Annotated in this window: 6 protein-coding genes; 1 reads left to right on the forward strand and 5 read right to left on the reverse strand. The window is 38.7% G+C overall.

Annotated features, from left to right (window positions below; all coding sequences use genetic code 11):
• Positions 1 to 110: 110 nt before the first annotated feature.
• Genes NEOC95_RS06355 through NEOC95_RS06365 form a run of 3 tightly spaced genes read right to left on the reverse strand, consistent with a single transcriptional unit; the run spans position 111 to position 5,679 of the window.
• Positions 111 to 3,332, reverse strand: a complete 3,222-nt coding sequence (locus NEOC95_RS06355) for an efflux RND transporter permease subunit (RefSeq protein ID WP_213152193.1) — start codon at positions 3,330 to 3,332, stop codon at positions 111 to 113.
• A complete protein-coding gene (locus NEOC95_RS06360; RefSeq protein ID WP_213152194.1) occupies positions 3,325 to 4,461 on the reverse strand; it encodes an efflux RND transporter periplasmic adaptor subunit in 1,137 nt (378 codons plus the stop codon). The genes NEOC95_RS06355 and NEOC95_RS06360 overlap by 8 nt, the downstream gene beginning before the upstream one ends.
• Before the next feature lie 24 nt (positions 4,462 to 4,485).
• On the reverse strand, positions 4,486 to 5,679 hold the full coding sequence (locus NEOC95_RS06365; RefSeq protein ID WP_166154151.1) for a TolC family protein: 1,194 nt from the start codon (positions 5,677 to 5,679) through the stop codon (positions 4,486 to 4,488).
• A 256-nt stretch (positions 5,680 to 5,935) separates the two neighbouring features.
• Here NEOC95_RS06365 and NEOC95_RS06370 point away from each other — a divergent pair, with 256 nt between their 5' ends.
• Entirely contained in the window at positions 5,936 to 8,602 is a 2,667-nt protein-coding gene (locus NEOC95_RS06370; RefSeq protein ID WP_213152195.1) for a hypothetical protein, read from the forward strand.
• Between the two features lie 548 nt (positions 8,603 to 9,150).
• On the opposite strand, the gene NEOC95_RS06375 is transcribed toward NEOC95_RS06370, so the two are convergent.
• A complete protein-coding gene (locus NEOC95_RS06375; RefSeq protein ID WP_166154147.1) occupies positions 9,151 to 10,326 on the reverse strand; it encodes a leucine-rich repeat domain-containing protein in 1,176 nt (391 codons plus the stop codon).
• Between the two features lie 474 nt (positions 10,327 to 10,800).
• Complete coding sequence (locus NEOC95_RS06380; protein WP_213152196.1) at positions 10,801 to 13,071, reverse strand: protein-disulfide reductase DsbD family protein; 2,271 nt, start codon at positions 13,069 to 13,071, stop codon at positions 10,801 to 10,803.
• Between the last annotated feature and the right edge of the window lie 20 nt (positions 13,072 to 13,091).

The following is a 13,091-nucleotide window of genomic DNA, read 5'->3' on the forward strand; positions in this document are numbered from 1 at the left end:
TTCAACATTCTTAGCTATTTATTTTGGATTGAAAAGCTCCCTTAAAATACCAGCGTCTTGCTGAAGAAACTGGATTTTTAAATCAATTTAGAAAAATTAATCCGTTATTTTTATTTAAAAGTTTTAAATTCTTTTAAAGAGATAGTAAGAATATATAAAGCTGGTAATACGACTAAGGTTAACAAAGTGGAACTAATAAGACCCCCAATGACCACAGTGGCCAAAGGTTTCTGCACTTCAGCTCCTGCCCCTTGTGCTAATGCCATAGGCAAAAATCCTAATGCTGCTACTAGGGCTGTCACGACAACTGGACGAAAGCGTGCTATGGAGCCCTTCACGATTGCTTCCTTAGCTGAAGCTTCCTTTAAGATCCGTTGATTGATGCAATTTATAAGAACTAAACTGTTTAATATGGCAATACCCGAAAGGGCAATAAATCCGATCGCTGCTGAAATGGAAAAGAGTATGCCTTGCCACCATAAAGCTACGATGCCGCCAGTAAAAGCTAGGGGAATAGCACTAAAAACTAAAAAGGCTTGCCGAATCGAATGGAAGGCTACATAAAGCAGGATAAAAATTAAAAGAAAGGCTGCTGGTACCACTATCAATAAACGCTCTTTAGCAGCTATTAAATTTTCAAATTGTCCTCCCCAGGCTATCCAATAGCCAGCAGGGATTTTAACTTCTTCACCCATCTTCTTTTTGGCTAACTTTACAAAAGTAGACATATCAGCGCCCCTTATATTAGCCTGAATTATTACTACCCTTTTTCCATTTTCTCTTCTAATTTGGTTTAAACCTGTCGTTACGTCTAAATTAGCCACTTCACCTAAGGGAATATAAGGAAAATCAATTTTTTTATTCGCTTTACGGGTAGCAAGCGGCAAACGTATCGGCAGCCTTGATAAGGCTAGCAAGTCATTTCTTAGCTTTTCAGGCAATCTAACAATAATATCATACCGCCGATCTCCTTCAAAAAGAGTTCCTGCTTTTCCACCCCCAATTGCCACTCCCACCATTTCTACAACCTCTTTTATATTCAGATGATAACGGCTTAAAATATTTCTATTTATATTAATTTCTAAAGTAGGTAGCCCATCAGTTTTATCTACCGTAACATCGGCCGCTCCTGGTAATTGTTGCATGACTTGAGCAATAGCCTCTGCAGTTTTCTTTAACACCTTATAGTCATCCCCATAGACTTTCACTGCTAAATCACTTCTTACCCCTGCTATTAGCTCATTAAAGCGCATTTCCACAGGTTGTGTAAATTCATAAATATTGCCAGGGAGCTTTTTTAGGCTAGTCTCTATAGCTTTTACAAGATTTTCTTTAGTTCGTTTAGCATCTGGCCATTCATAACGAGGTTTAAGGATAACAAAAGTATCTGAGGCATAGGGAGGCATCGGATCTGATGCCATTTCAGCTGTACCTGTTTTTGAATAAACAAAAGCCACTTCATCAAATTTATTAAGTGCTTTTTCTATTTGTAGCTGCATGGAAGTAGCTTGAGTTAAGGAAGTGCTAGGAATTCTTGAAACCTGAATGGCTAAATCCTGTTCATCTAAAGTGGGAATAAACTCTTGCCCAAGAAAGCTAAACAAAATTAGGGCTGCTGCCACCATAAAGATAGCAACTGTAGCCACTAGGTAAGGAAAACTAAGGATCCTCCAAAGAAGGCACTCATAAACTTTTTTAGCTTTGGAAATAAAGAAATTTTCTCTTTCGCGTATGGTGTTGGTGATCCAAATAGCTACCATAGCAGGTATAAATGTCAAAGATAAAGCAAAAGCGCTTAACAAAGCAAAAAGCACTGTTAAAGCCATAGGATGAAACATCTTTCCCTCTACCCCGGATAAAGTCAGTATAGGAAGATAGACTGCGATAATAATCGCTTGCCCGTAAACAGAGGGTTGTATCATTTCTTTGCTAGCTTGCCTCACTTCTTCTAAACGCTCTTCTATCTGCAAGTTTTTTCCCTGCGCCTTTTGCTTTTCTCCTAAACGCCTTAAACAATTCTCCACAATGATAACAGCTCCATCGATAATCAGCCCAAAATCAAGTGCGCCTAAGCTCATTAAATTACCGCTAATTTTAGCTTGAACCATTCCTATAGCGGTTATCAACATAGAAATAGGAATCACTAAGGCAGTGATCAAAGCTGCACGAAAATTTCCTAGAAAAACGAATAATATGACGATAACTAAAAGAGCACCTTCTATCAAATTCCTAGCTACAGTCTGAATAGTTGTATCTATTAATTTACTTCTATTTAATACAGGCTGGGCAATAATCCCGAGAGGTAAGGTTGTATTGATCCATTGTAATTTTTCCTTTACCGCTTCTGCTACGCTACGGCTATTTTCGCCGATTAGCATCAGTGCTGTGCCGATCACTACTTCTTTACCATCTTTACTAGCACTACCACTACGTAGCTCTTTTCCTATGCTTATCTCTGCCACATCATGAATGAAAATCGGCATGTTTTCACGCATGGCAACCACGATATTTCCAATATTTTCTTGATTTTCTATTCTTCCATCAGCTTTAACAATCAAGGATTCTCCCCCGCGTTCAATGTAACCAGCTCCTCCATTAAGGTTGTTTTCTTCAATAGCGGTAAGTAAATCTTGTAAGCTGATATTAAAAGCCATCATTTTCTCAGGACTTGGCTCCACATGATATTGGCGAATGAAGCCGCCTTGTGCATCAACACCGGCTATCCCTTCAACAGCCTTAATTTGAGGGGTGATTATCCAATCTTGAACAGTACGCAAGTAAGAAGCTAATTCCACATCAGTTTTAAGTACTTGCCCCTCAGGCGTTAAATAACTTCCATCTGCATGCCACCCTAGGCCTGCCTCCGGCTGCTTAGATAGTCTCATTTCAGGACTGTAATCCACTGACCACATAAATATTTCACTCAAACCTGTGGAGATAGGTCCCATTTTAGATTCAGCCTCAGCTGGTAAAATATTCCGAACATCCATTAGCTTTTCATTGATTTGCTGCCTAGCAAAGTAGATATTTACCTGATCGTTGAATATAGCTGTTATCTGAGAAAATCCATTGCGTGAAAGAGAGCGTGTACTCTCAAGTCCTGGAATACCGCTTAGAGCAGCTTCTATAGGAAAAGTCACTCTTTTTTCTACCTCCATAGGTGTCAGCCCTATAGCCAGGGTATTAATTTGCACCTGATTGTTGGTAATATCGGGTACAGCATCCATAGGAAGATTTTTTAAAGCAGATATACCCAAAAGCATGGCGCAAGCAGTAGCTGCGAGGATGAGATAACGATAAGTAATAGAAAAATTTAGGATTTTTTCAATCATTTTTAATAGCCTTCTTTCCATCTTCTGCTTTTAAAATAAAAGCATGCGTAGCTGCATAGGGAGTGCCTTGCTTTATTCCTGAAAGAATTTCTACATAAGTGTGATCAGCTCTTCCTATCTCTACTTCGCATTTTTCAAATCCTTGGGAATGGGCGATAAAAAGAAATGTTTTTCCTTCAATAACTTGAACAGCTTCTTTAAGCACAGCTATAGGCACTTCCACCTCTTCGGCTATAACTTCTACTCGAACATAAGAGCCTGGATACCATTTTCTAGATGGATTAGCTAGCAAAGCTATAGCTGTTCCACTACGGGTCTGTTTATCAAGGATAGGGCTAAGATAGATAATTTCTGCTACATCAGAAAATTTTTCTTCATTTAGAAGAGCCACCTGCACTTTATCCCCTAGCTTAAGGTAAGGAAGATCTTGCGCATATACTCCTATCTGTACCCATACAGTGTCTAGATCAGCAATTTTAAAAGCTTCTTGATCTGCATTTAGCAATGAACCTATATTGATAATTTTGCTAGTTATCACGCCATTTAAGGAAGACTTAATCTGATAGCTGAATAAGTCATAGTTCTCTTCTTGGGTCAGTTGTTTTACATCTTTTTTGCTCATTCCTAAGAGATAGAGTTGCTGCTCTGCCAGCTCTTGTTTAATGCTAGCCTCTTCAGCGATTAAAAGTGCTTGAAGATAGGCTTGTTCAGATGTTACTTTCTTTTCTTTAAGAATAGCTTCAGCCTCAAAAGTTTGTTGCGCTAAGGAAGAACGCTTCAGCAAGGTAAGATAAGCAGCTTTAAAAGCCGCCATTGGCCGGCTTTGTAATACAGCTAATGTTTCTCCTTTGCTTACATAATCTCCAACATTTTTGCTTATATCGCTCACTACCCCCGAAACTCTAGCTACAATGATGGCTTGCTGTTGCTCATTGATGACAATCTGAGCTGGCGCCCCAAAGGTTTTTTGCAATATGCTAGGAGAAGCTTTTAATGTCTCGATTTGTGCTTCTATAATCTGTTCATTACTTAAAAAGATAAAGTTGGAAGATTCAGGTTTAAATTCCTGGCTTGCTGCCAAATAGTGTTGAAAAGCTAATCCTATATATAAAAAAATTTTTTTCTTCATTTACGTCTCCTTAAGTCAGACCTTTTAGCGCCCCTGCGTATCTGCATAGCCCACCCTTACCAATCGATAGAGCTCTATTTTTCTTTGATGATAATCCACTAAAGCATGCATATACTTGTCATGCACATCAAGAAGAGTACGCTGGGCCTCTAGAAGTTCAAGGTAATCATTTTTTCCTTGCAAGTATTCCTGTTTGGCACCTTCAAAAGTCGCTAAAGCTATAGGCAAAACATCATTATTATATAATAGGCCCTCTTGGTAAGCAGTGAGAAGTTGTGCATACTCAGCTTCTAATTGCAGGCGCGCTTGCAAGTTGTCTTTATTTCTTTTGTTATAAAGCTGCTTTAATAAATGCTTGGCTTTAGAAATGTTGCCCTGATTTCTATCCCATATCGGAATAGCCATGGAAAATCCAAGCAATAGTCCTTCTCCGTCCTCAGCAGAGCTGACATATCCTGCGGTAACTACAAGGTTAGGAATACGTTGCGCTTTTTCACTCGCAATCAGGAGGTCAGCATTTGCTATCTGTAGATCCCATTGCTTCGTTGCAATATTATCATTTTGCTCAGCAATGAAGGCAGCAAGATCCTCGACTAAAGTAATTTCTAAAAGATTATAATCAACAGAAGTAAAGTCTGGACGGCTATCTCCCCAAATCAGAGCAAGCTTTTTTTTAGAATTTTCAAAATTATTGCGAGCTTTTTCTAAAGCTAGATGAGCGGTTAATACCGATAACTTAGCTTTCTTTCCTTTTAAGGAAGATATTTTTCCTCCTTCAACTTTTGCCGAAGTGGAAAAAAAAACCTCTTGGGCACTTAGTTGGAGTTCTTGAGCAAAGCGCAAATACTCTTGCGCAGCAGCCACTTCAATAAAAGCTTTCTTTACCTGGCAACTTACCTCTAACCTTGTAACTTCTATTTCTTTGAAGGCTAATGAGGTTTGGAGCCCAGCAGTCTGTTTTCGAAGATGTCTTTTACCCCCTAATTCAATGGATTGGGATAAATTGCAAGAAAATCCTCGATCTCTCGCTCTTTTTTTCTCTTTCCCAATTAAATTAGCTTTATCAATTTCTACGGAAGCTAAGGGATTTGGTAGAAAGCTTGCCTGATATTCCTCCGATTGCCTAACTTTCCATGCGGTCTCAACGATGGCTACGGCAGGAGAATAAATTAAAGCTCGCTGGGTAGCCTCATCTAAAGTTAGTAATCTTGCTTCCATTAGCCAAGGCCAGAGGTAAAAGTAAAGCGCTAAACTTAATTTTGGGAACTTAGACAATCTCATAGGGATTTACAAGAGTATGTGTTAATATTTTCCGCTGACGTGATTACCTGCTATAGGATTTTTGAAGAAAACCTTCAAGTAAAAAATAAGACTAATTTTTTTGTTTTAAATAAAACTGACAGAAATAATTCTTTTATTATTTACTACAATTAATATAAAATATCTAATTGTTAGAAAAATAAATAACTTAATTATGGATAATAACATAGAAATGAATATTCCTAACTATCATTCTAAAAATCCTTTAATGGCTCAAGAAGCCGTAGCCCCTAAAATTTATAGTAGTATTTCTTCTTCTTGCTCATCTAAAACCCATGAGTGCGCCCTAGCATCTTTTAAAATGCGTATTTCATCTTTCATTAAAGTATTAAAAAGAAATATTACCCTTGGAGGGGAAGTTTTTGTATCAATCCTAAAAGAAGGTCTTACTAAACTCTTACAGTTAATATCTGACCTAGCTCACCGCCTTCTGCATATAAGGCGACGATCCTATCATGGACTTTTAGAAAGCGTAGCAACCATAGAGAATTCACAAACAGATTGGAGTCTTAACCTAGCGCTGCTGAAGGATTCCTATAAAAAAACACAGGATCCCCAGTTAAAGAAACAAATTGAGTTCATGGCGACCAATTATTTGGAAAAATCTGCCCCTATTTATCTTAACATGATGAAATTATTGCAAAGAAAAATTGGAATATTATTCCAGGTGGGACCCTATACGAATTATCATTACCATCGCATGGGATTTCGGCAAAATACAGAATTAGGAGCTGAAATTAATAAAAATTTAGCATTTACTCGTAAGAGCCCTCTCATTCTTACCGATACTACCGAGGTTACTCAATTTTTTCCTTTAAACTTCTATGTGATTGATAATGCAATGCCCGAAGCTAAATGGGAAAACACAATTACTCAAGCCCTACATGCACATTTTTCAAAGTTTGCCAAGGAACCACGCAAAGCTTTTTCCCAAACGATGAATGTTAGCTTACTAGTGGATTTAACTCCTTCTTTGGAAGACTTAGCCAAAACTAATGGAGAAAGAGAAAAGGAAAAAGCTTTTGAAAAGCAATTGAATTTACTACGTACAAGCCTTAATCGCTCATTTGATAGGTCAATTGAAGAATTTAGAAAGCAGCATCCTGAATTTAGTAAAATTTCTACAGGTAAATTTAAAAAATTGTTGAAAAAAAATAGCACCTGCATTTGCAGGTTAAAGCTTGACGAAATTGCAGGCATCAAAGTTTTACCTCTCTTTTCTAGCTTACAAGGTAAAAAAATTCTTCAAAAGCACCCTGCCTTTTTAGATTTTATTGAGCAAACCGGCTTGTATATCGGCGCTATTAACATGCGTGCACATATTCTTAATGGCTTTAATATTAGACCGGATATTAAATACCCTATTAAAGGTCCTGATGCTAAAGGTTTTCCTAGCAAAGATGTTTATTTTCCTGATAGGCTTGATTTCACTAAGCTAGCACTCTTTGAAAGATTCTTAGAAAAAATTTCCTCTCCAAAAATGCATGCCCACTCTCCTCATCTAGCTATTTTAGGCGAATCTACCTTACATCTTTTAAGGGGTCTACTTAATGAAATCAGGGACAAGCAATGGAAAGAGTTGCAAAAACATCCAATAAAACGTGAAATCATTCAAACCTCCTTGTTTAAAATAAAAGAACATCTGGCCACAGCAGAACTTTTTATGAACGATTATAGGAAGTATGCACAGGAAATTGAGCTGATTCATTGCGAAATTGCTAACCTTTTAACGCTTACAGCTCCTTTTGAAGAAAAGGCATTCCCTACTATTTTGCCAAAGCAGTTAGCAAACATTCCAGAAGAACTGCGTCCCTTGATAAAGGCAGGCTTAGGTAAGACGGCAGTCAACGTATTCGCTGGAATCAATGCGGCCTTATCAAAACTGAACCCTCACCCTACCCGAGTATTTAGTACAGGCTTTTATTATGAGCAAGCAAGCTTTATAGGCAACGACCAGCGTATTGAGAACGCTTTACAAGATACAAGCTTAAAGCAAATTGATCTATACGCTTGTCAATTTAATCCTAATATTGAAATTGATGCCAAACATACCCACTATGCGGTAAGGGATATCAAAGCAGATATCCGACAAATACTAGCGCAAAAAAACGAAAATAAGCAACTTACGGTAGCGGTCGATTGCACAATCGATTATATCAATTCTCCTAAAGCCCGCGATTTGCTTACCACCTTCCAGGAGGAAATAAAAGAGGGTAAGTTAAACTTTGTCTTTTTCCGTAGTGGGCAGAAATTTGATATGTTTGGAATGGATAACTACTATGGGTCCCCATTTTACATGGTTAATAATGGAAAAGCTCCCTGGGATGCCTTTGATTCCTTAACTGAAGACATTGCCCATAAAACCGATAAACTAAGTCTTCAATGGTTCTCTCTTGCTTATAAGTATACTACTGAGCAAATGGATAGTTATCGAGCGGCTATTTTTAAGAATACTAGGGAAATCCTTGATCATGTTCCCCCGCTTCTTCAGCCCTTAAGCAAGAAAAGTAGCCAGAAGATACGCATTAGCACCGCAGATCCAGAGATGGAATGTTCCTTTATCGATATAAAACTTATAGGGAAAGGTCATGCCATAAAAAGTAGGGCTATTATGGGGCTTTTCTATAAAAAATGCCTAAAGAAAGGGATAAAGGTACATTCTCGAGCTAGCTTTGGATTTTATCACCCTAATTGCATCATTATCGCCGTTAATGCAGAAGAAGGCTCTAGTACTATAAGAATAAATCCAGGATTAAATCCCGAAGAAAACCAAATAATTATAGGATTTATTAAAGAGCTGGTCAATGATGCTCGCCTTTAAAGTTTATCGCTAGCCACTCTCCTTATAAAGTTGCCAGCCTCATATGAAGAGGTGCATTTATAGTGCTTAAGAAAAGCTAAGTCTGCACACTCAAGCTCTAAAAACTGCGTTTTTAGTTAAAGAGAGACTTTGCTAGGCTAAGCGATTGCATAAGGAGTAGCTAAGGAGTCTATTACTTCTACCTGTTTTTGAGGAAAAATAACACACACACCCTCTATGCAATGCACAAGAAAATTAAAAGCCTTAAGCAGAATGCTTAGAAAGAGGCAAAAAGAGAAGAAATTGCTAAAACAGCTTTTCCTCCTTTAGTAGGGAGGATTTACCAGTAGGTAATCATGGCTTTTATTCTGTAAATAGCTGCCTGTATAATGATTGCATACTATTCAACATATGATTAAGTAAACACAAACTCTAAAAATTGTTTTATTTATCGCGAATCAATTGATAATTCGCGTGACCGCTTACGTTTTTTATAATCACAGGTAAAATGATTTAAAACGCCTTATAAGATTATTACTTAAATAGGGAGGCTAAAACACTGCTTCAATTCAAGAGGGAATGCTCTCCAGCAGGTTTCCATCCAGGTTAAGATCTATTCCTGCGGGCAACTGCTTTAAACTTGCAGGCAAAACAGCTAGCTGGTTGTTGCTTAGGCAAAGTAGCCGCAGCTGCGAAAGAAGTCCTATCGTAGGAGGAAGGATAGCCAGTTTGTTGCAACCTAAGAAAAGCTCTTTTAGCTGAGAGAGGTTTCCTATTTCCTCAGGAAGCATGGTAAGCTGGTTATCGTTTAAGTACAGCTCTTGCAGCTTAGAAAGTTGCCCGATTGTTGAGGGAAGAGTAGTTAGTTTGTTGCCGCCTAAGAAAAGCTCTTGCAGCTGAGAGAGGTTTCCTATTTCCGCGGGAAGAATGGTAAGTTGATTATCGTTTAAATACAACCCTCGCAGCTTAGAAAGTTGCCCGATGGCTGCAGGAAGGGTAATTAGCTTGTTACCGCCTAAGAAAAGTTCTTGGAGCTCAGAGAGCTGGCCTATCTTTGCAGGAAGTGAGGTGAGATGGTTGCCGTTCAAGCAAAGCTCTTTTAGATTAAAAAGCTCTCCTATTTTTGCCGTAAGGGTAAATAAGCGATTATCGTTTAATTTAAGCTGATGTAGCTTAGACAATCGGCCTATCTCGGAAGGCAAAGAAGTCAATTCGCTTCCTGTTAGCTCAAATTTCTTAATATTTTTGCCATACCTTTTAATCCAACCTGCTAAAAGCTTTTCTTTCTTTTTTAAGGGCAGATTTTTGATGTCTGGTCGGTTTAAATATTTTTTATAGCCCGGCAATCTAGACTCTATTAAAAGACGATTAATGTTTAAAAGAAGTAAAGTATAATTAGCCAGGGTAAAATATTTTCTTTCTTCGATTTGGCCTCTAAATTCCGCTGGAGCAAGAGATTTAGCTAGAGCGAAGGTTTGCCTAAAAATTTCATTTACCTTTGCTTGTATAGAAAGCCCAGCTGGGAGCTTGTAAAGTTTATCTAAAAGGTTAGCCTGCTCGGTAGCTTTTCGTTGAGGAAAGTGCATTTTACCTATTTGCTTATAAAGAGAGGGTATAACTTCATTAGCTAGCAGGTGTTGCCATCTTGTACAAACGCCAAATAAGGAAGGGCTAGCGCAATCTTTTAAAATGTGGACTTGTATTTCATCAGGGAGAAGTTCGAGAGTCATAGAAATTGGGCTCATAGGGGGTCCTATTATTAAATTGCATATCTATTTTTGTGCTTTTTATGAGATTAAACATATCTATATAGAAGCAAAAAAGCAAACAAATTTTAGAAACAGGACGGGCAAGAAAAGCTCCCCAATTTAGGTAAATATTCTCATTAGCAATTGTTACAACTACATCTATCCAGAGAGAAAAAATGGTCCTGCTCTTTCCTCACCTTCTTCTCTTTTATATCCTAGTATAGGCCTTCTAATAAAACAACTCAAGAGCCATTAGGGCAATTAAAAAGAGATAATAAGGCTCTGTTTGTTAGCTAAAGGTATGTTGCAGGCAACCGAATGCCGATCAACCCAAATAAAAAGAAAGAAAAATCTACTGAATTTTAAAATTTTTAGCCAAGAGGAAGCTAGATAATCAGCTATCCAGCCATTTTGGAGAGTAACAAGAACTTTTAACGAATAGAGGATTTAAAAAATCAATCACCTGATATTTTAGTTTCCAGAAAATTTATTTATGGCTTTTAGTTTGTTGATGACTAAGCTAGGAGTCAATAACTGAGGAAAAATAAAAGGCTCTTGCCCCTGCTGATAAAGCACATACAAGGGTACACTATGGCGTCCGAATTTTTGCAGCTCTTCCGTGATGGCGGCATCTTTTTTTGTCCAGTCCGCTTTCATTCGTACTACGCCCTGCTCGCTAAATTGATTATGAACGTCCGCCCCTCCCAATATCATATGATTAGCTTGGCATATTAAACACCACTTAGCTGTAAAATCAACAAAAACAGGAATACCTTGGGAGGTTAACTCTGCAAGCCGGTGGGGAGAAAACTCTTCCCATATAGCCTCTTGCTCAACTATAGCAGGAGAAGAAGAGGTAGAGTGGGAGGCAACCTTAGAAGCATAAAGTAAAGCGTATAGAGCAGCCAGCAGCCATAAAAGAGCGAGGGTTACAGCAATCCTGTAGCTTAATTTGGAATGAAGAGGGGTCGCCCAGCGCCCGTAAATCCAACAAGCTATACTTACCATAAAAAAGGCCCCTAAGAGCAGGATAAGAGCTAATGCATTTGTTTGAGCTGCAAAGACCCACATTAACCATAACACGGAAGCAAGCATGATAAAACCCATGCATTGTTTAAAGGTTTCCATCCATTTTCCCGGCTTAGGTAAAAAACGCAGAAAAGAGGGGTAAGCAGATAGGATAAGATAAGGAGACGCCATTCCCATTCCTAAGGAAGTGAAAATCAAAAAAGACAGGTAGAAAGGTAAAGTCATGGCAAAACCCACTGCTGTACCTAAAAAGGGGCCCGTGCAAGGGGTAGCTATGAGCGTGGCTAGTACCCCGCTTAAAAAGGAAGCGCCCCTTCCCTTTTTTATCCCTTGATGCTGCAACTGCCCCGCAAAAGAGCCCACTTTAGTTCCCATTTCAAACACACCAAATAAGCTTAAACCAAAAATGAATAGGACCGCTGACAACAAAGCGACAAAAGCAGGTTCCTGCAGCTGAAATCCCCAGCCTACAGCATGGCCATAAGCCTTTAAAATCAAAAGAGCTGCAGACAATATCCAAAAGGAAACTAGAACGCCTGCACTAAACATCAAACCATGCTGCAAGGTCAACTGGCGGCTTTGTCCGGACATTTTAACGAAGCTTAAAATTTTAAAAGAGATTACCGGTAAAACGCAAGGCATTAAATTTAAAAGCATTCCACCCAAAAAAGCTAATATCAAAGCCATGCCCAATCCCCCTTCATAATCGCTAGGTGTGGAGGGCAACGTAATATCTAAGGGGCGAGGAAAAGTCTCCTTAAAAGCCCACGCAGAATTTTTTTTATTGAAGTCTTGGATAGGTACGGCTACCTCGATAGCTTCCGTCACAATTCTTTCGGCCTGCTGAATGGTTAAGACTAAAACACCTTTAAGGAAAGTTGTAGGCAACGATGAATCTTTCTCTTTAAACACAAGGGAGTAAGAAGAAAAAGAAGGCTTTTGCAAGGATACAGAAGGCTCTAAATGGTAGTCTATGCTTTGTCCTTCTTCGGGAAAGAAATAAATATTTATAATTTTCTCTCCATGCTTTAAAGGAGATGGCAGGGTGAGCTCTATCAAATCATTGACACGCTTGGCCGTAAAATTCCCATTAGTTTTGGGCAACAAACGGCGCGCTTGTTCGAAAACAGCAGTTAAAGACTTATCGATGACTGGGGAAAAAGAAGTAGGGGTAAGGTTCATCTGCACGTTAGTTTCTCCTGGCAAACAGGCAGAGTCTGAACAAGCTAAGTATTTAATAGTCGCTTTAAACTTATAAATCTCAGAATGGCTTAGGTGCTCAGGAGGGAAAATTCGACACAAAAAGTGCACCTCATTTTCATAACCAAAACCAATGAATGAGGGGGATTCAAAACGTTGCGGATAAGGCCACTGCAGCTCATCTGCTTTAAATCCAGGTGGCAGCTCCCAAATAATGGAAACAGGCATGCCTGTATCTCCCGGATTTTTCCAGTAAATATTCCAAGAGGGGGCTATGGTAAGGCTGACTTTTATCCAAAAGGGCTCGGCGGCCCTGAAATTTATCGTTTCGGAATGCACATAAGCTTTAATAGGTAAAGAAGAGTCATTCGCTGGGGGCTCGATCAAGCCCAGATTAGATGGAAATGAATGAAGTTGATTGACTTGAGAAGGATTTTCACTGTATAAGAGAGGGATGAAAATGATCAAAAAGCCGAGTAACCCATAGGCCATATGTTGAAACTTGGCTGCCAATGTAAACCCCTTCTTTTTTA

The sequence above is a fragment of the Neochlamydia sp. AcF95 genome (assembly GCF_018342455.1).
Classification (GTDB): domain Bacteria; phylum Chlamydiota; class Chlamydiia; order Chlamydiales; family Parachlamydiaceae; genus Neochlamydia.